The 25,177-nt window shown below is 70.1% G+C and carries 19 protein-coding genes; 9 read left to right on the forward strand and 10 right to left on the reverse strand.

Features of this window, described 5'->3' with window-relative positions:
• Positions 1-25 precede the first annotated feature (25 nt).
• The gene (locus AC06FP_RS04505) at positions 26-2,599 is read right to left on the reverse strand and encodes a glycoside hydrolase family 3 protein (RefSeq protein WP_478074651.1); all 2,574 of its coding nucleotides are present in this window, start codon (positions 2,597-2,599) and stop codon (positions 26-28) included.
• A gap of 297 nt (positions 2,600-2,896) precedes the next feature.
• Here AC06FP_RS04505 and AC06FP_RS04510 point away from each other — a divergent pair, with 297 nt between their 5' ends.
• On the forward strand, positions 2,897-3,859 hold the full coding sequence (locus tag AC06FP_RS04510; RefSeq protein ID WP_456119508.1) for a LacI family DNA-binding transcriptional regulator: 963 nt from the start codon (positions 2,897-2,899) through the stop codon (positions 3,857-3,859).
• A gap of 118 nt (positions 3,860-3,977) precedes the next feature.
• Here the strand turns inward: AC06FP_RS04510 and AC06FP_RS04515 are convergent, their stop codons facing one another.
• The 6 genes from AC06FP_RS04515 to AC06FP_RS04540 form a co-directional block, all read right to left on the reverse strand.
• The gene (locus AC06FP_RS04515) at positions 3,978-5,438 is read right to left on the reverse strand and encodes an MFS transporter (protein WP_478074652.1); all 1,461 of its coding nucleotides are present in this window, start codon (positions 5,436-5,438) and stop codon (positions 3,978-3,980) included.
• A gap of 82 nt (positions 5,439-5,520) precedes the next feature.
• Positions 5,521-8,178 carry a TonB-dependent receptor gene (locus AC06FP_RS04520; protein ID WP_478074653.1) on the reverse strand — a complete coding sequence of 886 codons (2,658 nt, stop codon included), beginning with the start codon at positions 8,176-8,178 and terminating at the stop codon, positions 5,521-5,523.
• A 272-nt stretch (positions 8,179-8,450) separates the two neighbouring features.
• Complete coding sequence (locus tag AC06FP_RS04525) at positions 8,451-10,046, reverse strand: OpgD/OpgG family glucan biosynthesis protein (RefSeq protein WP_478074654.1); 1,596 nt, start codon at positions 10,044-10,046, stop codon at positions 8,451-8,453.
• 175 nt (positions 10,047-10,221) lie between these two features.
• The gene (mutM, locus tag AC06FP_RS04530) at positions 10,222-11,034 is read right to left on the reverse strand and encodes a bifunctional DNA-formamidopyrimidine glycosylase/DNA-(apurinic or apyrimidinic site) lyase (protein WP_456117573.1); all 813 of its coding nucleotides are present in this window, start codon (positions 11,032-11,034) and stop codon (positions 10,222-10,224) included.
• 195 nt (positions 11,035-11,229) lie between these two features.
• Positions 11,230-11,604, reverse strand: a complete 375-nt coding sequence (locus AC06FP_RS04535) for an EF-hand domain-containing protein (protein ID WP_478074655.1) — start codon at positions 11,602-11,604, stop codon at positions 11,230-11,232.
• A complete protein-coding gene (locus AC06FP_RS04540; RefSeq protein ID WP_478074656.1) occupies positions 11,601-12,803 on the reverse strand; it encodes a DesA family fatty acid desaturase in 1,203 nt (400 codons plus the stop codon). The genes AC06FP_RS04535 and AC06FP_RS04540 overlap by 4 nt, the downstream gene beginning before the upstream one ends.
• Before the next feature lie 138 nt (positions 12,804-12,941).
• Here AC06FP_RS04540 and AC06FP_RS04545 point away from each other — a divergent pair, with 138 nt between their 5' ends.
• The 3 genes from AC06FP_RS04545 to AC06FP_RS04555 all read left to right on the forward strand — a co-directional run bounded on the left by AC06FP_RS04545 (position 12,942) and on the right by AC06FP_RS04555 (position 15,968).
• Complete coding sequence (locus AC06FP_RS04545; protein ID WP_478074657.1) at positions 12,942-13,769, forward strand: ABC transporter ATP-binding protein; 828 nt, start codon at positions 12,942-12,944, stop codon at positions 13,767-13,769.
• 58 nt (positions 13,770-13,827) lie between these two features.
• Positions 13,828-14,670, forward strand: a complete 843-nt coding sequence (locus tag AC06FP_RS04550; RefSeq protein ID WP_478074658.1) for an acid phosphatase — start codon at positions 13,828-13,830, stop codon at positions 14,668-14,670.
• Positions 14,671-14,843: 173 nt separating this feature from the next.
• Positions 14,844-15,968: a glycoside hydrolase family 18 protein gene (locus AC06FP_RS04555; RefSeq protein ID WP_478074659.1), complete on the forward strand. Its 1,125-nt coding sequence runs from the start codon at positions 14,844-14,846 to the stop codon at positions 15,966-15,968.
• Positions 15,969-16,043: 75 nt separating this feature from the next.
• Here AC06FP_RS04555 and AC06FP_RS04560 read toward each other — a convergent pair whose 3' ends face one another.
• Complete coding sequence (locus tag AC06FP_RS04560) at positions 16,044-18,215, reverse strand: methyl-accepting chemotaxis protein (RefSeq protein ID WP_456117579.1); 2,172 nt, start codon at positions 18,213-18,215, stop codon at positions 16,044-16,046.
• 337 nt (positions 18,216-18,552) lie between these two features.
• Between AC06FP_RS04560 and AC06FP_RS04565 the strand changes: the two genes are divergently transcribed.
• Positions 18,553-19,566, forward strand: a complete 1,014-nt coding sequence (locus tag AC06FP_RS04565; RefSeq protein ID WP_478074660.1) for a TIGR00266 family protein — start codon at positions 18,553-18,555, stop codon at positions 19,564-19,566.
• A 73-nt stretch (positions 19,567-19,639) separates the two neighbouring features.
• On the forward strand, positions 19,640-20,677 hold the full coding sequence (locus tag AC06FP_RS04570; RefSeq protein ID WP_478074661.1) for a patatin-like phospholipase family protein: 1,038 nt from the start codon (positions 19,640-19,642) through the stop codon (positions 20,675-20,677).
• Positions 20,678-20,772: 95 nt separating this feature from the next.
• On the opposite strand, the gene AC06FP_RS04575 is transcribed toward AC06FP_RS04570, so the two are convergent.
• Positions 20,773-21,252: an Lrp/AsnC family transcriptional regulator gene (locus AC06FP_RS04575; RefSeq protein ID WP_456117582.1), complete on the reverse strand. Its 480-nt coding sequence runs from the start codon at positions 21,250-21,252 to the stop codon at positions 20,773-20,775.
• A 127-nt stretch (positions 21,253-21,379) separates the two neighbouring features.
• Here AC06FP_RS04575 and phhA point away from each other — a divergent pair, with 127 nt between their 5' ends.
• Positions 21,380-22,270 carry a phenylalanine 4-monooxygenase gene (gene phhA / locus AC06FP_RS04580; protein ID WP_478074662.1) on the forward strand — a complete coding sequence of 297 codons (891 nt, stop codon included), beginning with the start codon at positions 21,380-21,382 and terminating at the stop codon, positions 22,268-22,270.
• Positions 22,271-22,360: 90 nt separating this feature from the next.
• On the opposite strand, the gene AC06FP_RS04585 is transcribed toward phhA, so the two are convergent.
• On the reverse strand, positions 22,361-23,074 hold the full coding sequence (locus AC06FP_RS04585; protein ID WP_478074663.1) for a hypothetical protein: 714 nt from the start codon (positions 23,072-23,074) through the stop codon (positions 22,361-22,363).
• A gap of 165 nt (positions 23,075-23,239) precedes the next feature.
• Here AC06FP_RS04585 and AC06FP_RS04590 point away from each other — a divergent pair, with 165 nt between their 5' ends.
• Both AC06FP_RS04590 and AC06FP_RS04595 read left to right on the forward strand, forming a co-directional pair.
• The gene (locus tag AC06FP_RS04590; protein ID WP_478074664.1) at positions 23,240-24,346 is read left to right on the forward strand and encodes a sensor histidine kinase; all 1,107 of its coding nucleotides are present in this window, start codon (positions 23,240-23,242) and stop codon (positions 24,344-24,346) included.
• Positions 24,343-24,978, forward strand: a complete 636-nt coding sequence (locus AC06FP_RS04595) for a response regulator transcription factor (RefSeq protein WP_478074665.1) — start codon at positions 24,343-24,345, stop codon at positions 24,976-24,978. The genes AC06FP_RS04590 and AC06FP_RS04595 overlap by 4 nt, the downstream gene beginning before the upstream one ends.
• The last annotated feature ends 199 nt before the right edge of the window (positions 24,979-25,177 follow it).

A 25,177-nucleotide genomic window follows, 5' to 3' on the forward strand; every position in this document is an offset into this window, starting at 1 on the left:
GGGCCTGCTTTCGCAGGCAATGGACTCAGGGCGCCGGGCATTCGACCTTCTGTTCGTAGTCCGTCCCGATGCTCACCTTTGCCAGCGACAGGCGCAGGCCGGCGCTGCCGCGCAGCGCGAACGGCATGTCCAGCCGGGCGGTGTCCGCGCCGGCGCCGCGCAGGCACTTGAGCGGCACGCCCAGCCGCGCCCACTGGCCCTGCGGCAGCTTCGCCAGTGCGTCGCCGATGGCGACCTCGCCACGGCAGCCGTCGCCGCAGCTGACGAGGTAGTCCACCCTGGCGCCCGCGGGCAGCGCTTCGACCCGCACGCTGGCGATCGCCAGCACGTCGCCGTTGGTTTCCCGCACCAGGTCCAGCGGCGTGTTCGCGCGCAGCTCGACACGGCCGGCGCCCTGGAACGCGAACTGGCGCGCGCCCTCCTGCACATCGGTGTTGACCGCGGTCATCACCACCGAACCATCGGCGGTCGCCGCATTGGGATGCACGATGTCCGAGGCTTCGCCATCGGCGCCGACCAGGCGCAGGGTCAGGCCGGTGGTCGCCACGCCACGGTCGAACCAGGCGCTGGTGCGCGAGGCGGCCGGGTCGATGCCCGGCTCCTCGGACAATGCCGGCAGGTCGCCGCTGTCGGCGTAGGTCAGGCCGTAGCCGTAGGCGAACTGCGGGTCGTAGTCCTTCTGCCCGACGTTGTTGGCGAACTGGTCCGCGCGGCGCGGCCAGGAGAAGCTGAGCTTGCCGCGGAAGTCATGCTGCACGCTGCCGTCGGGCCGGCGCAGCAGCACGTCGGCGACGCCGCCGCCCTCCGAGCCCGGCAGCCAGGCGGCGACGAAGGCGTCGGCGGCGTTGATCTCGCGGTTCACCCACAGCGGGCGGCCGCTCAGGAAGACGGCCACCACCGGAATGCCGTCGGCCTTCAGCTTCCTGATCAGCTCCAGGTCGCCGGACCTGCCGCCCTTGAACATCAGGTCGGGCAGGTCGCCCTGGAACTCGGCGTAGGGCTCCTCGCCGAACACCACCACCGCCACGTCCGGCCTGGCCTTGTAGCGCCCGTCCACGGCCAGCTCGGCCTTGCCGCCAGCCGCTTCCACCTGCGCCTTCAGGCCGTCCCAGAGGGTGTCGGCGTTGGGGAAATCGGCGCGCTTCGTGCCGTCGCCCTGCCAGGTCAGGGTCCAGCCGCCGGCCTGCTTGGCCATGTTGTCGGCGCCGTCGCCGGCCACCAGCACGCGCTGCTTCGGGGCCAGCGGCAGCAGGCCGCCCTGGTTCTTCAGCAGCACCAGCGATTCGCGCACCGCCTGGCGCGCCACCGCGCGGTGTTGCGGGGCGCCCAGCAGCTCGAACCTGCCGCCCAGCGCGCGCGCCGAGGGTTTCGGCTTCTCGAACAGGCCCATGCGGAACTTGACGCGCAGGATGCGGCGCACCGCGTCGTCCAGCCGCGCCATCGGCAGGCTGCCGTCCCTGGCGTGGGCCAGGGTGCTTTCATACATGCCCTTCCAGCTGTCCGGCGCCATCGCCATGTCCAGGCCGGCGATGTAGGTCTGCGCGCAGTCGGTGTTGCTGCAGCCCTTGATCTGGCCGTGGCCGTTCCAGTCGCCGACGACGAAGCCGCCGAACTGCATGCGCTGCTTCAGCACATCGGTCAGCAGCGGCTTGTGGCCATGCATCTTCTCGCCGTGGAAGCTGTTGAACGAGGCCATCACCGACTGCGCGCCGGCGGCGATCGCCGGCGCGTAGCCGGCGCCGTGGATGTCGCGCAGCTGCGCTTCGTCCACCGTGGTGTCGCCCTGGTCCTTGCCGTTGTCGGTGCCGCCGTCGCCGAGGAAATGCTTGACCGTGGTCATCACGTGGTGGTCGTCGAGGAAGTCCGGAGCGCCGGCCTTGCCCTGCAGGCCTTCGACGAACACGCCGGCATAGCTGGCCACCAGCGCCGGATCTTCCGAGTAGCCTTCGTAGGCACGGCCCCAGCGGTCGTCCCGCGGTACCGCCACGGTCGGCGCGAAGGTCCATTCCATGCCGGTGGTACGGGTTTCGGCGGCGGTGATGCGGGCGATCTCGCGCAGCAGTTCCGGGTTGCGCGCGGCACCGAGGCCGATGTTGTGCGGGAACAGGGTGGCGCCGACCACGTTGCTCTGGCCGTGCATGGCGTCGATGCCCCAGATGATCGGGATCGCCTTGCCGCCGCCGCGGGTATCCATCGACGCTTCCCAGAAGGCATCGGCCAGCGCCAGCCATTCGGCCGGACTGGCGTTGTAGCGGCCGCCCGGATCGGAGCCGCCGCCGGCCAGGATCGAGCCGAGCCGGTACCTGCGCACGTCCTCCGGAGTGAGGCTGGCGATATCGCCCTGTACCACCTGGCCGACCTTTTCCTCCAGCGTCATCGCCGCCATGAGCGCGTCGATGCGCTTCTCCATCGCCGGGTCCAGCGCCAGCGGCCAGGCCGGCTGCGGCCAGTGCGCCGGATCGATGCGGACCGGTGCGTCTGTCGGTGCCGGCGCGGCGCCGGCGACCGGCGCGCAGGCCAGGGCCAGCGCGGCGCCCAGCAGGAGCGGGCGCAGGCGGCGGCCGGCGGAGGAACGGGGATGCGGAAGGCGGGGCTTCATGGGCGAGGGTCTTCCTGGACGGGAGGCTGGAGAAACGCGCGATGGTGCGCGCCACCATGACAGCGTTGTCAGGCAGGCGCAGAATAGCGCCAGTCCACGATGATGGCTTGCTGCATAGCGGCACACCGCATTGCGGCTAAAGTTGCACCTGTATCCAAGCGCGATGGCACCTGCCTGGCGGGAACCGAGAACCATATGACTGGCAAGAAACGGGCGGCGGCCGGACCCACGCAGGCGGCCGCGGGCAGACCCGGGCGGGTTCGCATCGAGGACGTGGCGGAAACGGCGGGCGTGTCGATGAAGACCGTCTCGCGGGTGCTCAACAACGAGCCGAACGTGTCCGAGCGCACCCGCAAGCTGGTGGAAGCGGCGGTGGAGAAGCTGCGCTACCGTCCGCTGCCGTCGGCGCGCGTGCTGGCCGGCCGGCGCTCCTACCTGGTCGCCATGCTGTTCGACAACCCGTCGTCGAACTACCTGATGGAAATCGAACTGGGCGTGCTCGACGCCTGCCAGGCGCAGCACTACAACCTGATGCTGGCGCCGCTGGTGTACGACGCCGCGGACATCGTGGGCAAGGTCGAGTCGCTGATCATGCAGTCGCAGCTGGACGGCATCGTGCTCACCCCGCCGCTCACCGACGATGCGGCGCTGCTGGAACGGCTGGTCGACCTGGGCATTCCCTATTCCAGCATCTCCGCCCGGGAACAGAACCGGCATGTCGGCGTGGTGGTGGACGAGATCGGCGCGGTCTGCGCGCTGATGGCGCACCTGGCCGCGCTCGGCCATACCCGCATCGCGCACATCAAGGGCCATGCCGCGCACGGCGCCAGCATGTGGCGCCTGGCCGGCTACCGCGAAGGCCTGCGCCGCGCCGGGCTGCGCTACGACGCGGCGCTGGTGGTGGACGGCGAGTTCTCCTACGAATCGGGCTACGCCGGCGCCAACGCGCTGCTCGACCTGCCCGAACGGCCCACCGCGATCTTCGCCGCCAACGACGACATGGCGGCCGGCGTCATCTGCGCCGTGTGCGAGCGCGGGCTGTCGGTACCGGGCGATATTTCGGTCTGCGGCTTCGACGACACGCCCATCTCCCGCCAGATCTACCCGGCGATGACCACCGTGCGGCAGCCCACCCGCGACATGGGACGGGTGGCGGCGCAGGAACTGCTCAAGGAAATCCGCGAGATGGGCAGCGGCGGCGTGGTCGACGTGGCCTACACCCTGCAGGTGCGGCGCTCGACCGGCCCCGCGCCGGGCTGACCCCGGCAGAGCGGTGAGCGGGATGCCGGGGGGCAGCCCCTGCCTGGAGGACCCGGCGTGACTGCGCTGTCAGGCCGGGGCTCCCCCCGGAGCGGGCAAGGCCGGCTCCGGGGGCCGCTCAATGCCCGCCTTGAGCCGCCAGCCTGTCCAGGTCGATGCCCTGGCGCCGCAGGGTGCGCGTGGCGGCGATGGCATAGAAGGCCAGGTAGGCGAAACACAGCACGCCGACGATGAAGCTGTAATGCACGCCCACCTTGTCGGCGAGCGCGCCCTGCGCCCAGCTGACCAGCCCGCCGCCCATGATCATCATGATCAGCAGGCTGCTGCCCTGGTTGGTGGCATTGCCCAGGCCGGTGATGGCCAGGGTGAAGATGCACGGCCACATCGTGCTGCAGAACAGGCCGACGCTGATGAAGGCGATCACGCTGGTCATGCCGGTGGTGAACATGCCCACCAGCTGCGCGGCGATGCCGCACAGGGCGAAGTACAGCAGCATGCGCGCCGGGTTGCCCCGGCTGGCCAGCGTGGCCAGGATCATCAGCACGATCACCGGCGCGTAGTGGAAGAACTGCGAGGCGTCGTGGCCGGAGATCGCGTTGACCGCCAGGTACACGCCGAAGGCGACGAACGGCAGCACCAGCATCAGCAGCTTCTTCGTGCCGGCGCCCACGTCGAACGCGCCGGTGGCACCGCCCCAGCGGCCGATCATCAGGCTCGCCCAGTACAGCGACACGAACGGCGCGATCAGCGCGGTCTCCAGGCCCAGCCCGCCCTTCTCCACCGGCAGTTCCAGATAGGCCGGCAGGTTGTCGATGGTGGAGACCTCCACGCCGACGTAGAGGAAGATGCCGAGCATGCCCAGCACCAGCTGCGGGTAGGCCAGCGCCGATTTCCCGTGGATCAGCCTGCTGCTGTCCTGCGCCTCGGTCGCGGACAGTTTTTCCAGGTCGATGTGGTTGGGCACCGAGGAGAACTTCAGGAACAGCGCCACCAGCACGAAGGCCGCGCCCAGCACCAGGTAGGGCGTCTTGACGCTCTCGATGCTGGCCTCGGTGTTGCCGGTGGCGACGCTGCCGAAGATGGCGATGCTCACCAGCAGCGGCCCGATGGTGGTGCCCAGGTTGTTGACGCCGCCGGCCATGGTCAGCCGCTGCGAACCGGTGGCCGGGTCGCCCATGATGATGGCCAGGGTGTTGGCGGCGATCTGCTGCAGGGAGAACCCCAGGCCGACGATGAACAGGCCGGACAGCATCAGGTTGAACGACCCCAGGTTGGCCGCGGGGTAGAACAGCACGGCACCCAGCGCCGATATCAGCAGCCCGATGCAGATGCCGTTCTTGTAGCCGATGCGGTTGAGCACATCCACGCCCATCGCCCTGGAAACCGCCGCGTAGATCAGCGAGCCGACCGTATAGGCGACATAGAACGCGATCGCCACGTACATGCTCTGCGCCTGGGTCAGGTCGAAGGCCTTCTTGAAGACGGGGATCAGGATGCCGTTGCTGGCGGCGACGAAGCCCCAGAAGAAGAACACCGTGATGAGTACACCGAACTGCGACCAGCGGGTTTTTTGGCTCATGGCTTTTCCGTCATGGCGGAACGTTGGCGTCATGCGTGGCGTTGCCCACGCGCATCCGCCGCGGGCGGTCCATCCTGTCACATCAGAACTGGTAGCGCAGACGCAGGCCGTAGCTGCGCGGATCGTTGAGGAAACGCACGTTGATGCCCGACCCGACCAGCGCCTTCTGCGAGATGTCGTTGTCCAGCAGGTTGTTGCCCCAGGCTTCCACGCGCCAGTGGCCGTCCAGCGAGGTCAGGCCGATGCCGGCATTGACCGTGGTGCGTGCGCGCTGGCGGTCGGGGAAGCCGGCCTGCTGCGCGGTTTCGACGCGGTCGGGCACGATCTCGCCGGAGGCGGCGTCCTTCCTGATGAACTGCACGTCGCGGTTGTTGTACTGGGTCAGGTAGTAGGCCGAGCGGTACGAGGCCAGCACCTGCCAGTCCAGGGTGCCGAACGGCAGTTCCACGGTGTGCTGCAGGCGCGCGTTGAAAGTCAGCTTCGAGGCCAGCGGCAGTTCGTTGCCGGACAGGTCGATCAACGAGGTGGCGCCGCCGGCGTCGTAGTTCTGGCTGCGCACGTCGGCCACGACGCCTTCCTTGATCTCGCTGTCCATCCACAGCGCGTTGAGGTTCAGCATCACGTTGCCGGGGAAGCGCAGTACGCTCTCCAGCTCCACGCCGTACACGGCGGACTTGCCGACGTTGCGGTTGACCAGCGAGTAACCGGTGGCTTCGCCGGTGGTGGGGTTGGTGGCGATCACCGCCAGGTCCTGGAACACCTGGTCGCTGTAGTCGTAGTAGAAACCGCTGGCGTTGAAGGTGGAGCTGCGGCCCAGCATCTGGAACGTGTTCTTGCTGCCGATCTCGTAGGCGACGATGGACTCGGGCTTGAACGTCTCCGGGATCTCCTGTGGGTCGAAGGTGTCGTTGAAGCCGCCCGCCTTGTGGCCGCTGGAGATCAGCCCGTAGAGCAGGCTGTCGTCGGACACGTCGTATTCGAAGCCCACGCGCCAGTCGGTGAAGTTGAACTTGCTCCGGCCGAACTGCTGCGCCGGGATGCCGCTCACCTGCACCCAGTCCTTGTACGGGCAGTCGATGGTGTCGCCGCCGATGTCCGGGCGGTCCACGCAGCCGAAGGCGCCGCCATTGGGCACGTTGCCGATCTGCTGCAGGAGCGTGTCGTTGCGGCCATGGGCCAGGATGCCCTGCAGCAGGAAGCGGGCCATGTCCGCCTGCGAGGTGATGTTGCTGACGTCGAAGTTGGGGCGTTTCATGAAGGCCGGCACGAAACCCGGCGTGCCGAGGCGGGTGGCGAAATCGCCGCCTTCGCCCGGCAGGCCCAGCGCCCAGTTGCCGCCGATGCCGTAGCGCGACTTTTCTTCCTGCGTGTAGCGCAGGCCGCCCTTCAGGCGCAGCCGGTCATTGACGTCGAAGGTGCCGTCGGCGAACGCGGCCGAGGAGCGGCCGTTGACCTTGGGCATGGTGAATTCGGTGCCCGAATACCACCTGCCCTTGTCCACCAGCGACAGGTAGCCGACCTGCTGGTCCTCGTTGAAGTGGAACAGGCCGGTGGTCCAGCGCAGGCGCGCGTCGTCGGCCGAGGACAGGCGCAGCTCGTGGATGTAGGACTGCGACTGGGTCATCCAGTACTGGGTGGAGTAGTTGTCGTAGTCGATGCCGCCGGGATTGGCGGGCGAGACCGGGTCGATGTTGCGGCCCGGCCAGAGGATGCCTTCGCTCTGCGCGTTGGTCTGGCGGTAATCGACATCGCGGTAGCTGGCGTTGTACTCCAGCGCCACCGGTCCGAAGTCGTAGCTGACGTTGGTCTGCGCACCCCAGTTGGTGCTGTCCAGCGTGCCCTGCGCGCCGCGGTAGACGACCTTGCGCAGATCCAGGTCGTCGGGCATGTAGCCGGCCTTGGCGGCGGTGTAGACGGTGGCGCCGGGGTAGCCGGTGCCGCCTTCCTTGCCCATGTCGGCCATGGCGAACACCGACAGCTTGTCGTCGGGCTGGTAGAGGAAGGATACGCGCGCGCCGCGCTCGTCCTGGATGCCGGCCGGGTCGAGTTCCTGCATCCTGCCGGCGTTCTCGAACGACGAGCCCTTCTCGACCTTGTAGCCGGCCACGCGGATGGCGGCCCAGCCGCCCAGCGGCATGTTCAACGCGAACTCGCCGCCGCGATGGTCGCGGTTGCCGGCCTCGGCCTGCACGTAGCCGCCGGACGATTCCAGGTCCGGGCGCTTGGTGATGATGTTGAGCGTGCCGGCCAGCGCGTTGCGTCCGCGCAGCGTGCCCTGCGGCCCCTTGTTGATCTCCACGCGCTCGACGTCATAGAACATTCCGCCCAGCCCGCGCGGCCGCGGAATGTAGGCACCGTTGATGTGCGGCGCGGCGCCCGGATCGCCCAGTTCGGTGTTGTTGGACGAGCCCACGCCGCGGATGAAGATTTCCAGGTTGCCTTCCTGGTTGGCCATGCTCATGCCCGGCACCAGCGCCTGGATGTTGCGCAGTTCGTTGTTGATGCCCAGCGCGCGCGTGTCGTCGGCGGAGATCGCCTGCGCGGTGCCGGCGTACTTCTGCAGATCCTGCTCGCGGCGTTCGACGGTGACGATCACCGCGTCGAGCGTGGACGCGTCGCGGGCTTCGGTCTTGCCTTCTTCCTGCGCCGACTGCGCGGCGGCGGGCAATGCGGTGGCGGTGGTGATCAGTGCAGCGAAGATCGCGCGCGCAAGCGCATGTTGCCGGCATTGGCTGGCCATCTGGTCTCTCTCCCCAAGGTCGTCGGAATGTTCGCCACGGCGGCATGGCCGAGCGCAGGTCGTTTTACGCGCCGGCTGACAACGCTGTCAATCGTTATCCGCACGTGATAGCCACAAGGCCGGGCTGCCTTGCGATTGTGGGGTCGGAAGGGGAATTTTCGCTGCGACGCAGCACGATCAGCGCGCAGCCGGGAGACCGCCGGCGGCGGTACCGGCGGCCATCACGACGCGGCGTCGCGCCGTACGGCCCGCCGCGTCGTGGCGGGCATCGATCAGTACAGCGTGCGCTGTTCCACCGGCGGCGGGCTGTACTGGTACAGCCAGGTTTCGGTGAGGGTCCTGCCGCCGCTGCGCAGGTACAGGCGGATGTCGATCTGCTGCGTGCCGTCGTCCGGCGGCACCAGGTCGAACATGGCGCGGTAGCCTTTGATCTCGCGCAGCGGGCGGGCGGAGACGACTTCCACGCGGCCGCGGCTGGTTTCCACCACGGCCTCGACCTCGGCCTTGTCGATCAGGCCGGCCAGTTCGCCGCCTTCGAAATCCACCGCGAAGCGCCAGGAGAAGTACTCGCGCTTCTTGCCGATCACCCCACCCAGGCCGGTGCGGCTGGCCACGCAATGCGCCAGCGGCGGCCGCGCCGGCGGCTGCGCGCCCCAGTACAGGCGGTAGCCGACCAGCAGTTCCTGCCCGGGCTGCGGCTTCTGCTTCGGGTTCCAGAACGCGACGATGTTGTCGAAGGTCTCGTCGACCGTGGGAATCTCCACCAGCTGTACCGAGCCCTCGCCCCACTGCCCCTTCGGCTCCACCCACAGGCACGGGCGCTTCTCGTAGAACACGCCGTCGTCCTGGTAGTGGTCGAAGTCGCGGTCGCGCTGCAGCAGGCCGAAGCCGCGCGGGTTGTGGTCCACGAACATGTTGAAGCGCAGCTGCGCGGGGTTGCACAGCGGGCGCCAGATCCACTCGCCGGCGCCGTTCCACATCGACAGGCCGTCGGTGTCGTGGATTTCCGGGCGCCAGTCCCAGGCCATGCGGCGGTCGTTCTCGCCGACCTGGTACATGCTGGTGCACGGCGCGATGCCCAGCCGCTCGATTTCCCGGCGCGGGTACAGCGCGCTGTCGATGTCCATCAGCAGCACGTCGCCGTTGGTGATGGCGAAGCGGTAGGCGCCGGCCACGCTGGGCGAGTCGAGCAGGCCGTAGACGACGACGGTGTCCGAGTCGCGGGCCGGCTGTTCCAGGTAATAGGCGATGAAGTCGGGGAATTCCTCGGGCCGGCCCATGCCGGTGTCGATCGCCAGCCCGCGCGCGGACTGGCCGTACTGGCCTTCCCTGCCCACCGCGCGGAAGTAGCTGGCGCCGAGGAAGGCGGCGAAGTCGCGCTCGGTATCGCTGCGGGTATTGAGGCGGAAGCCGGCGAAGCCCAGGTCCGCCGGCAGGCGCCCGCCGTGGAGGCCGCTGCTGCCGTAGTCGAACGCGGCGCCGTCATAGGCCAATTCCTGCGCCTTGCCGTCGACCACGTCGAACATGCGCACCGGCGTGTGGAAGTACAGGCCCAGGTGGAAGAACCTGGCCTGGAATTTCCCGGGCTGGTCGGCCCACAGTGCATGGTCCTGGCGGTAGCGGATGGACTGGTACTGGTCCCAGTCCAGCGCTTCCACTTCCGGCGGCAGGCTGCGCTTGTGGCTGCGGTACGGCGCCTGCGCCAGCGCGCGCGCCTGGCCCTTCAGCGCGGCGAAATCGAACGGCTGCGGCTGGCCGATGCGGCGCAGGCCCTGCTGCCGTTCGGCGGCGGCGCAGGCCGGCAGCGTCGGCAGGCCGAAGGCGGCCAGGGCCAGCGAGGCGCGCTGGAGGAAGTCGCGTCGATCCATGCGTTCGTCCGGAATGGGGTGTGCGGATGATAGGCAGGCGCGGGTGAATGGAGCGAGGAACGAGCGAAGCCAGCGCGATTCCCGCCTACGCGGGAATGACGGCCCCTGCCTCCGCCGCTGCTCCCGCTGTTGCCTTCCCTCGTTCCTCGTTCCTCTCCACTCGTTCCTCGCCTCTTCACCGCTGGCAGTGGCCGCACCAGACAGTGGCGCGCTGGCCGATGCTGGCATGGCGCAGCGCGCGCCCGCAGCGCACGCAGGCCTCGCCCTCGCGGCCGTATACCGACAGTTCCTGCTCGAAGTAGCCGGGCGCGCCGTCGGGGCTGATGAAGTCGCGCAGGGTGGTGCCGCCGCGGGTGATGGCGTGGCCGAGGATGCCTTTCACCGCCGTGGCCAGGCGCTGGTAGCGCTCGCGCGACACCTTGCCGGCCTCGCGCAGCGGGTTGATGCCGGCCAGGAACAGGCTTTCGGCGGCATAGATGTTGCCGACGCCGACGACGATGCGCTGGTCCATCAGGAAGGCCTTGACCGGCGCGCTGCGGCCGCGGCTGCGCGCGAACAGGTAGTCGCCGTCGAACGCCGCGTCCAGCGGTTCGGGGCCGAGCCCGCGCAGCAGTTCGTGGGTCTCGCCCGGCGCCTGCCACAGCAGGCAGCCGAAGCGGCGCGGGTCGTTGAAGCGCAGCAGGCGCCCGTCCTCGAGGCTGATGTCGACGTGGTCGTGCGCACGCACCGGCGTATCGCCGGGCAGCACGCGCAGGCTGCCGGACATGCCCAGGTGCAGCAGCGCGCTGCCGGCATCGGTGTCCAGCAGCAGGTATTTGGCGCGGCGGCGGATCGCGGCGATGCGCTGGCCGGGCAGCGCGCCTTCGATCTGCGGCGGGATCGGCCAGCGCAGGTCCGGCCGGCGCAGGATCACGCCATGGATGCGGCGTCCCTGCAGATGGGGTTCCAGACCGCGGCGGGTGGTTTCTACTTCGGGGAGTTCTGGCATGGAGCGATTGTAGTGCGGGGACACGCCAGCGCTGCGCGCTGTCGCCCCACGATCTGCGGTGCAAACCGCGGGCCCCGTTTCTCGCCTGCCACACCCCTCGCCTTCGGCGCGCCCACTGTCTCAGAGGGGGCTTTTTTACTCCAGGCACATCGCAGGTGCGGGACGTGCTCCGCTTCTACAGCGGGAGAACCGCGGTCAGCGCGGCGGCGCCATCAGCTCGCGCGCGCTGAGATGGCCATCGCCATTGGCGTCCTGCCTGTGGAAGCGCTCCAGGATCACCTGCTTCTGCTGTTCGCGGGTGATCGGCCTGCCGCGGCCGCCGGGCTGCTCTTCCGGCTCCAGCACGCCGTTGCCGTCGCGGTCCATGCGGTCGAAGGCGTACAGCATCCACTGCAGGTATTCGTCCGGGCTTACCCGGCCGTCGCCGTCCAGGTCCATGCGCCGCAGGTAGTCGGCGGTGTCCTGCACCTGCGCCATCGCGGCCCACGGCAGCGTCGCCGCCGCCAGCAGGAACGACAGACGCCGCACGAGGCGGCGTCCATGGGCGGAAGCGGATGCGCGGCAGGTCATGCCGCGCTGAGCGAATAACCCTTCAGCCGCGCCGCGTAGGCCTGCAGGGCGGCCACGCCGCTGGCCTCGGCCTCGTGGCACCACTGCTGCAGGTGCCGCAGGCGTTCGGCGGCGTCGTGGGTGCGCGCTTCCAGCAGCGCGGCCAGGCGCGCGCGGTGTTCGACCAGAAGCTGGATGCGCGGGCGCTGGCTCACCCACTGCTGCAGCTGTTCGCGGCAGGCCGGCTTCAGCCAGCGGCCATCGTTGACCAGGCCCCTGCGCATGCGTCGCGGCAGCAGCTTGCGCAGCTTGGCGCCGGCGGCGGCGGCTTCCTCGCGCAGGGCCGGGGCGAACACGTTGCGCTGGTAGTCGGTCATCGCCTGGAAACGGTGCGAGAGCAGCGCCTTGAGCGTGTCGGCGTCGGGCACGGCGATGTTGGGGCGGATGTCCATGGTCGGCGCCACGCGCAGCACCCTGGCCAGGCCCAGCGCCTGCAGCAGGCGGATCGCCTGCCAGCCGATGTCGAACTCCCAGCGGCGCATCGAGAAGCGCGCCGAGCTGGGGAAGGCATGGTGGTTGTTGTGCAGTTCCTCGCCGCCGATCCAGAACGCCCACGGCGTCAGGTTGGTCGAGGTGTCGGCCGATTCGAAGTTGCGGTAGCCCCACCAGTGGCCCAGGCCGTTGACCACGCCGGCGGCCCAGAACGGGATCCACGCCATCTGGATCGCCCACAGCGCGATGCCGGGCAGGCCGAACAGCGCGAAGTTCAGCGCGAACAGCAGCACCGGCCCGAGGTTGGCGTGCGGGGTGTAGAGGTGGCGCTCGATCCAGTCCTCCGGCGCGCCGCGGCCGTACTGCTCGATGTCCGCGCGCATCGTGCGCGCCTCGCGGTACAGCTCCACGCCGCGCCAGAACACGCGGCCGATGCCCTTGGTCACCGGGCTGTGCGGGTCCTCGTCGGTTTCCACCTTGGCGTGGTGCTTGCGGTGGATGGCCACCCACTCGCGGGTGATCATCGAGGTGGTCAGCCAGGTCCAGAAGCGGAAGAAGTGCGCGACCAGCGGGTGGAAGTCCACGCCGCGGTGGGCCTGGCTGCGGTGCAGGTACAGGGTCACCGCGAAGATGGTGAGCTGGGTGAACACCAGCAGCACCGCCAGCATGCCCCACCAGCCCAGGCCGGCGACGCCGCCGGTGAGGAAGTCGAGGAGGGTGTCGGACATCGCGGAACTCCAGGCTGTTTCGGTGACGGATGAAACCGTGGATACACATGATGGGGCCTGCCGCGGCAAACTTCATCACCCCGCGCGTTTACTTTGGTCCAATCCTTCAGCTGCCCCGCCAACGCCACCCTTGCCTGAATGACGTCCACCGCCCCCGCCGCCGTCGCGGCCCCCCTGATCGAACTGGACCACGCCTGCGTCATCCGCGGCCAGGTCCGGGTCCTGCATGAACTGGACCTGCGCATCGAACAGGGCCAGCACACCGCCATCCTCGGCCCCAACGGCTGCGGCAAGTCCTCCTTCATCAAGCTGATCACGCGCGAGCTGTACCCGCTGGCGCGCGGCGACGGGCAGGTGCCGGTCAAGGTGCTGGGCCAGACCCGCTGGCAGGTGGACCGGCTGCGCTCGCAGCTGGGCATCGTCACCGGCGACCTGTCCAGCAACCTGTCCGGCATGCCCGGGCTGGGCGTGGAGGAGGCGGTGATCTCGGGCTTCTTCGCCAGCTACGTGGTGCCGGCGCACCGCGACGTCACCGACGCCATGCGCGAACGCGCGCGCCACGCGCTGGCACTGGCCCGCGCCTCGTCGCTGCTGGGCCGCAGCTATGCCGAACTGTCCGCCGGCGAGACCCGCCGCGTGCTGATCGCCCGCGCGCTGGTCAACCAGCCGCGCGCGCTGCTGCTGGACGAGCCCTCCACCGGGCTGGACCTGGTCTCGCGCCAGCGCCTGATCGATACCATGCGCCACCTCGCCGCGCAGGGCATCACCCTGGTGCTGGTCACCCACCACATCGAGGAGGTGATTCCGGAAATCCAGCGCGTGGTGCTGATGAAGGGCGGGCGCATCTTCGCCGACGGCCCGCGCGGCGAACTGCTGCGCGCCGGGCCGCTGTCGGAGGTGTTCGGCGGCCCGATCGACGTGCAGGAGGAGGACGGCCGGCTGACCGCCTGGGCCCGCGCCGTCTAGGTGGCCGGCGGCATCGGTGCGATGATGCCGGCCTGTTCCGCCGATGCCCGTTTCCACGATGGTCCGTTCCCTGTTTCCGCTGCGCCTGGGCGCGGCCTTCGTCCTGGCCGCCGCGCTCGGCGCCTGCGCCAGCGCGCCCGCCCCCGTCGCCACCGGCCACGGCGAAATCCCCGCGTCGGCACCGACCGGTTACCTGCAGGGTGAGGCGATCCCCGACAGCCTGGCGCTGAGCCCCGCGCCGCCGGCGCCGGGGTCGGCCTGGGCGGCACTGGACGAAGCGGTCGCCCGCCAGGCCGTCGCGCTGCGCGGCAGCGCGCGCTTCGGCCAGGCCCACGCCGACGCCGACCTGCGTTTCCCCACCGGCGCCGGGCAGTTCAGCTGCGCGCTCGGGGTGCCGGTGGACGCCACGCACACGCCGGCCCTGTACCGCCTGCTGCAACGCAGCCTGATCGACGCCAGCGCGGCAACCCGCGCGGCCAAGAACCACTACCGGCGGCCGCGCCCGTTCATGGTCAACGGCCAGCCGACCTGCACCCCGGACGACGAGCCGCACCTGCGCGGCAGCGGCTCCTATCCGTCCGGCCACACCGCCATCGGCTGGGCCTGGGCGCTGATCCTGTCGGAGATCGCCCCGGAACGCGCCACCGCGCTGCTCGAACGCGGCCGCAACTACGGCCACAGCCGGCTGGTGTGCAACGTGCACTGGTACAGCGACGTGCAGCAGGGCCAGGCGATGGGCGCGGCCGCGGTCGCGCGCCTGCACGACAACGCCGAGTTCCGCGCCGACCTGGACGCGGCGCGGCGCGAGATCGCCGCCGCGCGCGCACAGGCGCTGCCGGTGCCGCGCGACTGCGCCACCGAAGCCGCCACGCTGGAAACCGACCTGTCCGAAGCGCGCTGACCGCCGCGCCCCGCAGGAGCGACTTCAGTCGCGAAGGGGCTCTACTGGAAACGCCCCTTCGCGACTGAAGTCGCTCCTGCAGGCGTCGTGACCACCGGTTTCAGGCGTTACCGCGCGCAGCGGCGTCGGCCGGAGCGGCTAGAGTGGGCCCCTCATCCATGCCGGGGCCTTCCATGTCCGCACCCCACCGCCGCCTGCGCGCCCTGCTGGCGACCGCGCTGCTCGCCTTCGCCGCCGCCGCGCAGGCGCAGCCCTTCCGCCTGATCGGCTACGTCACCGACGGCCCGGCGCCGCCACGGCTGCCGGCCGCGCAGCTGGACGTGGTCAACTTCGCCTTCGCCAGGGTCGCGCCCGACGGCAGCGTGTACCTGCCCGACAAGGTCGACCCGGCGCATGTGCACGCGCTCGTCGCCCATCGCGCCGACAACCCCGCGTTGAAGATCGTGCTGTCCATCGGCGGCTGGGGCGCCGGCAACTTCTCCGAGGCGGCGGCCACCGAAGCGGCGCGCACGCGCTTCATCGACAGCGGCGTCGCCCTGCTGCGGCGCTTCGACCTGGACGGCCTGGACATCGACTGGGAATACCCGACCCTGGGCGACGCCGACATCAGCCACAGCCCTGACGACCGCCGCAATTTCACCCTGCTGCTGGAAGCGCTGCGCGCGCGCCTGGACCGCGAGGGCGACGGCCGGCGCCACTACCTGCTGACCATCGCCGCGGCCGAAGGTCGCTTCGCCGAGGGCCTGGAACTGCCGCGCATTGCCCGGTCGCTGGACTGGATCAACCTGATGACCTACGACTTCCACGGCAGCCTGACCCCGACCACCGGCCACCAGAGCGGGCTGGCGCGTTCGGCGCTGGCGCCGGCGGACGAACGCACCACCGAAGGCGCGGTGCGCTACTTTCTGGAGGCCGGCGTGCCGGCGGGCAAGATCAACGTCGGCGTGCCGTTCTACGGCCGCCGCTTCGGCGACGTGGAGCCGGCCGATGCCGGCCTGTACCAGACGTTCGGCAGCGAAGGCGGCTTCATCGACTGGAGCGAGATCGTGCGCAGCCGGCTCGGCGCGCCGGGCTGGGAGCGCCACTGGGACGCGCAGGCGCAGGTGCCGTGGCTGTGGAATCCCGCCACCCGCCAGCTGATCACCTACGACGACCCGCAGTCGCTGGCGATCAAGGCCGGGTACGTCAAGCGCAACAAGCTCGGCGGCATCATGTACTGGGAACACCGGCTGGACGACGGCCAGCTGCTGGACGTGCTGCACAAGGCGCTGCACGACACCGGCCATCAAAGCCCGTAGGAGCGGCTTCAGCCGCGAAGAGGCTCTCCCGGTAAAGCCTTTCGCGGCTGAAGCCGCTCCTACGGGGTGCGTCGCTTACGCCGCCAGGCGCAGGCTGCCGCCGAGGTTGAACGCCGCTACCGACTGCAGCAGGCTCTGCGCGCGGTCACGCAGCGAGGTCGCCGCCGCCGCCACTTCCTCCACCAGCGCCGCGTTGCTCTGGGTCACTTCGTCCATCTGCGTGGTGGACTGCGCCACCTGGCTGATGCCGCTGCTCTGCTCGCGGCTGGCCAGCAGGATCTCGGACATGATCGCGGTCACGCCGCCTATGCCGGTGACGATCTCGTCCATCGCGTCGCCGACCCGGTGCACGCGCTCGGTGCCGTTCTCCGCCTTGGCCACCGCATCGGTGATCAGGTTCTTGATGTCCTTGGCCGCCTCGGCCGAGCGCTGCGCCAGGCTGCGCACCTCCGAGGCCACCACGGCGAAACCGCGGCCGTGTTCGCTGGCGCGCGCCGCTTCCACCGCGGCGTTGAGCGCCAGGATGTTGGTCTGGAAGGCAATGCCGTCGATGACGCCGATGATCTCGGCGATCTGCCGCGAACTGTGCGCGATCTCGTCCATGGTGGCGATCGACGCCTTGACGATCTCGCCGCCGCGCGCGGCCACGTCGGTGGCCGAATGGGTGATGTCGCCGGCGCGGGCCACGCGCAGTTCGTTGTCGCGCACGGTGGAGGTCAGCTCCTCCATGCTGGCGGCGGTCTCTTCCAGGTTGGCCGCCAGGGTTTCGGTACGCGCGGACAGGTCCTGGTTGCCGTTGGCGATCTCGGTGGTGGCCAGCCCGATCTGGTCGGCGTCGTCCTTGATCTGCTGCACCAGGCGGTGCAGGTTGGCGACGGTGGCGTTCATGCCGGCGCGCACCTGGCCGAACAGGCCGGGGTAGTCGGTGTCGATGCGCTGGGTCAGGTCGCCATGGGCCAGCGCCTGCGCGACCCGCAGCACGTCGCGCAGGCCGGCGTCGGTGGTGACCGACAGCTGGTTGAGCAGGCGGCCGATCTCCTGGCCGAAGCCCTTCTTGCCGTCCAGTTCGATGCGGCGGCTGAAATCGCCCTGCCCGGCGCTGTCGGCCAGGGCGCGTATCTCATCGACCAGCCCGGCCAGCACCGCGACCGTGTGGTTGACGGCGCCGGCGGTGTGGCCGAACAGGCCCGGGTAGTCCTGCCCGATCTTCTGCGAGAGGTCGCCCGCCGACAGCGCGCCGGACACGCGGCTGATGTCCTGCAGGCCGGCTTCGGTCACGTCGGACAGCTCGTTGAGCAGGCCGGCGATGTCCTTCATGAAGCCGGCGCGGCCGGCGCTGTCCATCTTGACGCTGAAGTCGCCGCGGCGCACCGCCGCCTCCGCCATCGACTGGATGTCGGCCACGATGGAGGTCAGGCTGCCCTGCATGGCGCGCAGCGAGTGCACCAGGCTGGAGGTGTCGCCCGGGCGCAGCGCAATGGGGGTCTGCAGGTCGCCGTTGGCGATGCGTCCCACTGCCCTGACCACGTCCTGCGGCTCGCCGCCGAGCTGGCCGATGATGCGCCGGAAGGCGAACAGCAGCGCGCCCAGCAGCACCACCAGGGCGGCCACGATCGAGGTCACGGCGATGCCGGTCCACAGGCCGTTGGCCTTCTCCGCCGCCAGCACCTGGCCTTCGGTGCGCTGGTCCAGCAGCACGAAGAACTCGCCGATCGGCTTCATGATCGCGGCCTTGGTGTCCTGGTAGGCCTGGTCGTGCATCAGCGCGCGCGCGCGTTCCAGGTCCGGTTCGCCCGCCAGGGTGAAGCCGCCGTTGCCGTCGTCGTACTGGCCCTTGACCATGTGCATGGCCGCGCTCTCCACCTTGGCCAGCTGGTTGGACAGGTCCTCGGCCTGCCTGAGCTTGGCGAATTCGGCGGCGGTGAAGCCGGCCTTCTCCATCAGCTTCTGCAGGGAAACGGCCTGGCCGTCCGCGCGCGCCTTGCCGCCATTGCGGACGGCGACGATGTCGGCGTAAGCCTGCTCGTCGCGCGCGTCGCCGGTGACGACGTAGGTGCGCGCGAGCCGGGTGAGGTCGTCCGAGCTCTGGCGCAGTTCGTCGGCCAGCAGGTAGGAGTCGTAGCGCGACTGCTGTGCCGCCTTCAACCGCGCCGAGGTCGCCTTGACCTCGAAGATGGAGGCGAACACCAGGCCCAAGATGACCAGGGTGACGGCGAACAGACTGATGAACAGCGTTTTGATCGACATGAAGTTCCCCTTGAATGAGTGGACGCCCTGACTCATTCCGTCGCCACGGTCCGCTTTCCCAGGGCGGATGGAGTGGCGCCTTCATGGCTGCCGTTCAGCAACCACCGAGCATGGCGGCATTGCCAAGAACTGCGTGGCATGGCGTCCAGCCCTTCCGCGCGGTGCGAAAGCTATCGGCCTTGGCCGCCGCCGCTTTAGCGGCAGAACGAGGGAAAAAGATGAATGCGAACTCGGCCGTTCCACGCCCGTTGGCGGCGGGCGCGCCGGCCGCGGCCGCAGGCACTGCGCGCCGCCGCTCCGGCATAGACTGTCGGCTCTCTCCCCGCCAGGTGCGCCCATGAGCCAGTGGTATTTCCACACCCCCGGACAGCCCGACCGCGTCGGCCCGCTCGACGACGAGGCCGCGCGCCGCCATGCGCAGCTGCACCGCGACGCCCTGGCCTGGCGCGAAGGCATGCAGGGCTGGCAGCCGGCGGCGTCGCTGCCCGAGTTCGGCGGCCAGGCCGCGCCACCGCCGGTGCCGCCGCCGCTGGGCGGGCGCCGCAACCGCGCCGACGACATCGACTTCCGCATCGTCGGCCACGAGATGCAGTTCGTGGAGATCGAACTGGACCCGGGCGAGAGCGCCATCGCCGAGGCCGGCGCGCTGATGTACAAGGACGCGGCGGTGCAGATGGACACCGTGTTCGGCGACGGCCGCCACGAAGGCCAGGGCGCCGGGCTGATGGACAAGCTGCTGGCGGCCGGCAAGCGCGTGATCACCGGCGAAAGCCTGTTCGCCACGCTCTACACGCACACCGGCCAGGGCAAGGCCAGGGTCGCCTTCGCCGCGCCCTACCCCGGCACCGTGCTGCCGATGAAGCTCGACGAGCACGGCGGCCGGCTCATCTGCCAGAAGGACAGCTTCCTGGCCGGCGCGCGCGGCGTGCAGGTCGGCGTGCATTTCCAGCGCAAGGTCATGACCGGCCTGTTCGGCGGCGAGGGTTTCATCATGCAGAAGCTCGAGGGCGACGGCTGGGTGTTCGTGCACGCCGGCGGCTGCGTGGTGGAGCGCGAGCTGGCCGCCGGCGAACGCATCGACGTGGACACCGGCTGCGTGGTCGCCTACCACGCCGGCGTGGACATGGACGTGCGCCGCGTGGCCGGCCTGAAGAGCATGTTCTTCGGCGGCGAGGGCGTGTTCCTGGCCACCCTCACCGGCCCGGGCAAGGTGTGGCTGCAGTCGCTGCCGTTCTCGCGCCTGGCCGGGCGCATGTATGCGGCCGCGCCGCAGGGCGGCGGCCAGAGCCGCGGCGAGGGCTCGGTGCTGGGCGGGCTGGGGCGCATCCTGGACGGCGACAACCGGTTCTGACGACCCGGGCCGTTGGCCCGCGGTTTGGCCGCTTGCGGCTATGCTTGCGCCCTTTCCCGCACACCCATTCATCATGAAGCCGCGCAACGCCCGCCTGCTGCTGTCCCTTTCGCTGTTCGGCCTGCTGGCTGCCTGCGGCGGCGAGAACACGCGGCCATCGACGCCGGCGCAGGCGGCGGTGCCGGGCACGCCGGCCAAGCCGGTGAAGATCGGCGTGGCCCTGGGCGGCGGCGCGGCCAAGGGCTTCGCCCATATCGGCGTGATCAAGATGCTGGAGGCCAACGGCTTCGAGCCGGTGGTGGTGGCCGGCACCAGCGCCGGCAGCGTGGTCGGCGCGCTGTACGCCAGCGGCATGAACGCCTTCGACATGCAGCAGAAGGCGGTGTCGCTGGACCAGGCCAGCATCCGCGACGTGCGCCTGTTCTCCGGCGGCCTGATCCAGGGCCAGAAGCTGCAGGACTACGTCAACGCGCAGGTCGGCAACAAGCCGGCCGAGCAGCTGAAGAAGCCGTTCGCGGCGGTGGCCACGCAGCTGGAGACCGGCGAGCGCGCGGTGTTCGTGCGCGGCAACGTCGGCCAGGCGGTGCGCGCCTCCAGTTCGGTGCCGGGCGTATTCGAGCCGGTCAGCATCGGCGGCAGGACCTTCGTCGACGGCGGCGTGGTCAGCCCGGTGCCGGTGGACGCCGCGCGCCAGCTCGGCGCCGAGTTCGTCATCGCCGTGGACATTTCCAGCAAGGCCAGCGGCCAGCGCCCGAGCGGCCTGCTGGGCACGGTGAACCAGTCCATCGCCATCATGGGCCAGCGCCTGGGCGAGCAGGAACTGGCGCGCGCCGACGTGGTGATCCGCCCGCAGGTGCTGGACATCGGCGCGGCCGATTTCGAGCAGCGCGGCCGCGCCATCCTCGAAGGCGAGAAGGCAGCGATGGCGGCGATGCCGCAGATCCGCGCCGGCATCGCCCGCCTGCAGCAGGCGCACGCGACCCGCGCGCGCGACGCCGATGCGCGCGCCAGCGCCGCGGCGGCCGAGGCCTACCAGCGCTGCCTGGACGGCCGCTCGCGGCTGGACAAGCTGCGTGGCAGGGAAGGCAACTGCGTCGCGCCGGCGCACTGAAGCGGCGGCCGGCGTGTCCTTCTCCGCGCCTTGATTGGACTTCCCGGTGGACGACGCCGGAGCGCGTTTCAGTGCGCTCCTGCGCGGAGCGCCGCCTACTTCAGCTGCGACAGCGGCAGCGCGCGGAATTCCTTGACCGTGCGCAGCACGAAGCTGGAGTTGACGTCGGCCACGCCGGTGGCGTCGAGCAGCTTGTCGAGCAGGAACGCGGAAAAGTGGTCCAGGTCGCGCACGTAGATGTGCAGCAGGTAATCCATGTCGCCGGTGAGCGCGTGGCAGGCCACCACTTCGTCCCACAGCTGCACCGCCTCGACGAAATGGCCGATCGCCGCCTGCCCGTGCTTGGACAGCTGCACGCGCACGAAGGCCTGCAGGCCCAGGCCGATGGCGCGCGGCTCCAGGCGCGCGCCGTAACCGGCGATCACGCCCTCGGCTTCCAGCCGCTGCACGCGGCGCAGGCAGGCCGAGGGCGACAGGTTCACCCGGGTGGCCAGTTCGGCATTGGTGGCGCGACCGTGCTGCTGGATTTCCGCCAGCAGGCGCAGATCGGTGCGGTCGAGGGAGACGGCATTCATTTGTTGCCCCGCAACATCGAATCGACGCAACAATGTTGCGCCATGTCATGCATCCGGCGCAATTTCGCACACCTGTTGCGCGGCCGGCTTCCTACCATCGGGGTGATCCACTTTCCGGAACACCGCCATGGACACCACCCCGCGCCGCGTAGAACACCAACAGACCGACAAGGGGTACGTGCCGGTCTATACCACCGCCGTGGTGGAGCAGCCCTGGGACGGCTACAGCGCCGACGACCATGCCACCTGGAGCACGCTGTACCGGCGCCAGCGCGAGTTGCTGGTCGGCCGCGCCTGCCGCGAATTCCTCGATGCCCAGGACGAGATGGGCATGAGCGAGCACATGATCCCGCGCTTCGACCAGCTCAACGAGGTGCTGGGCGCGGCTACCGGCTGGACCCTGGTGGGCGTGGAAGGCCTGCTGCCGGAACTGGATTTCTTCGAGCACCTGGCCAACCGCCGCTTCCCGGTGACGTGGTGGATCCGCCGCCCCGACCAGATCGACTACATCGCCGAGCCGGACCTGTTCCACGACCTGTTCGGCCATGTGCCGCTGCTGATGAACCCGGTGTTCGCCGACTACATGGCCGCCTACGGCCGCGGCGGCGTCAAGGCGCACGCCATCGGCCCGGAGGCGCTGCAGAACCTCACCCGCCTGTACTGGTACACGGTGGAGTTCGGCCTGATCGATACGCGCGAAGGCCTGCGCATCTACGGCGCCGGCATCGTCTCGTCCAAGGGCGAATCGCTGTACTCGCTGGAATCGGCCGCACCCAACCGGATCGGCTTCGATCTGGAGCGGATCATGCGTACCCGCTACCGCATCGACACCTTCCAGAAGACCTACTTCGTCATCGACAGCTTCGAGCAGCTGATGGCGGCGACCGAACCGGACTTCACCCCGATCTACGCGCGGCTCGCCGAACAGGCGCACTACCCGGCCGGCGAGGTGCAGGATGGCGACCGGGTGTTCCAGCGCGGCAGCGGCGAAGGCTGGGCCGACGGCGGCGACGTCTGACCCCACATCCGCAGGAGCGGCTTCAGCCGCGAAGGGGCTTTGCCGGGGATGCCTCTTCGCGGCTGAAGCCGCTCCTACCTCCCTGAAGCCTCACCTCGGCGCCTGCGCCATCGCGGCCCGCCGGCCACCATATTTACGGTCCAGGCGGATGCCGACGACCACCGCCACCAGCACCGGCGCCGTCCACGGGAACAGCTCGACCAGCAGTGGCGGTACCGTGGCGTGCGCCTGCAGCCACTGCCATAGCGGGCGCATGCCGATGCCGAGGAAGGCGACGTGGGTGGCGATGCCCGCGCCCAGCATCGACTGGTAGTGCTGGCGCAGCGCCCAGTCCGGGCGCGCCGGGCCGCGGCGGGCGAACTTCCGCATGCGCCAGCCGGCCCACAGGCCAATCGTCGAGAAACCCAGGAACAGCAGCTGGCCCTGGCGGATGCCCACCACCAGCGTGACCAGCGCCAGCAGCACCATCGGCCACAACGCCAGCTTCCAGCCGATGCGCGCCACCAGCCGCTTCCAGTCGCGCTTGTCGGTGACCGCGCGCCACGCCAGCCAGGTGGCATTGCCGGTGATGGCCATCAGGTAGGCCAGGAACAGCGCCGACAGCGGCTGCTGGCGGAACAGGGCGTACTGCACGGTGATCGGCAGCGCGGTGGCCACGATCGCCGCCATCGCCACCAGGTACACCTTGCCCAGCGCGCGGTGGCGCGGCGACCCCTTTTTCATCAGCGCCGCCGACCAGAAGCCGGCCAGGGCGACCACGCCGGCCAGTATGTGCAACGCGACGAACAACGAATATCCAGGCATGGCGCTTCCCTCCGGTGACGGCCGGCGGAATGCGGCGGCCCGGACACAGGTTCGGGGAACGGCGCCGGCCACGGCAGTCGCGGCGGTCACCCCCGGACCCTGCCGGAAGTCACTTTCTGCATCGCCCCCCTTGCCGGCCGCGGGCGCGCCCACCAGCATGCAAGCATGGACATCGGCTCGCAGTCGCGCTGGCGCGGACTTCTTCATCCCCTCAACCTGGCCGGCCTGCTCACCTGGTGCGCCGTGGCCTCCACCCTGTCCCACGGCGATGCCGCGCTGCAGCCGTGGCGCTGGGGCTGCGCCCTGCTGTTCCTGGCCGCCTTCCTGGTGGCCACGGCGCTGCCCAGGGCGTCATGGCCACGGGCGGTGCTGCTGCTGGGGGAAGCCGTCGCGGCGCTGGCGCTGGTGCGGCTGGCGCACTACAGCGGCGTGGCGCCGGCGCTGCTGGTGATGCTGGCCGCGCAGGTCGCCGCCACCTGGCCGCTGCGCATCGCCCTGCTGGCCATCGCCATGCTGGACGTGGGCATGTACCTGGTGCTGCGCGGGGTCAACGAACACGCCGGCGTGGTGGTGATGATCTTCGCCGGCTTCCAGGCCTTCGCCATGCTCACCACGCATTACGCGCGCAGCGCCGAGCAGGCCCGCGACCGGCTGGCGCTGGTCAACGCCGACCTGCTCGCCACCCGCGCGCTGCTGGCCGAAAGCTCGCGCGACGCCGAGCGCCTGCGGCTGTCGCGCGAGCTGCACGATGTGGCCGGGCACAAGCTCACCGCGCTGCGCCTGCAGCTGCGCGCGCTGGCCGCGCAGGCGCACGCGCCGGCCGGGCTGGCGTTGTGCGAGCGGCTGTCCGCCGAACTGCTGGGCGACCTGCGCGCCGTGGTGCAGTCGCTGCGCGGCAGCGGCGAGCTCGACATCGCCACCGCACTGCACGCGCTGGCCGCACCGCTGCCGCGGCCACGCCTGCAGCTGCAGCTGGACGATGGCGTGCACGTGCGCGACACCGCCATGGCCGAGGCGCTGCTGCGCTGCGTGCAGGAGGCCCTTACCAACAGCGCGCGCCACGGCGATGCGCAGGTGCTGCACGTGGCCCTGCGCCAGCAGGACGGCCGCCTGCGGCTGGACATGCACGACGACGGCCGGCTGCGCGGCGCGCTGCGCGAAGGCAACGGCCTCACCGGCATGCGCGAGCGCGTCGCCGAACAGGGCGGCCGGCTGCGGCTGCAGCGCAACGCCGCCGGGGCGCTGCACATCCAGGCGGAGTTCGCGGCGTGAGCGGTGCCCCGCGCATCGCCCTGGTCGACGACCAGGCCCTGATCCGCGCCGGCCTGCGCGCGCTGCTGCAGCAGCAGGGCATCGACATCGCGTTCGAGGCCGAGAGCGGCGAAACCCTGCTGGCGCAGCTGCCGCAGCAGCCGGTGCAGCTGATCGTCTCGGACATCCGCATGCCGGGCATGGACGGCATCCAGGCGCTGCAGGCGCTGCGCGCGCGCGGCGACACCACGCCCTGCCTGTTCCTGACCACCTTCGACGAGAGCGACCTGCTGCTGCGCGCCACCGAGGCCGGCGCGCAGGGCTTCCTGCTCAAGGACGCCGCGCCGGAAGACCTGCGCGAGGCCATCGTGCGCATCGTCGCCGGCCAGACCCTGCTGCAGCCAGTCAGCACCGACGCGGTGCGGCAGCGCTATCGCTACCACGCCGACGATGCGCCCAGGGAACTGTTCAGCCAGAAGGAAGTGGCCGTGCTGCGGCTGATGGCCGGCGGCTACAGCAACCGCGAGATCGCCGGCAGCCTGTTCCTGGCCGAGGGCACGGTGAAGAACTACGTCTCGGCCATCCTCGACAAGCTGGATACCCGCGACCGCACCCGCGCGGTGCTCAAGGCGATCACCCTGCGCATCATCTGAATGCCGTTGCCGCGGTCATGGGATGGTGCTGCGCGTTCACTTCGTCGCTCGGCGCGTCGGTATGCACCGACAGGTTCTTCAAGCGACCGTCGGCGCGCTGGATCTCGACTAGGCACTGCTGGGTGGTGCCATCGCGGCCGACGCTGTTGACTTCCTCCTCCAGGTCCTGACCAACGGTCAGGAACGGTTCAATCGAAGT

This window comes from Stenotrophomonas sp. Steno-Z2, from assembly GCF_056393235.1.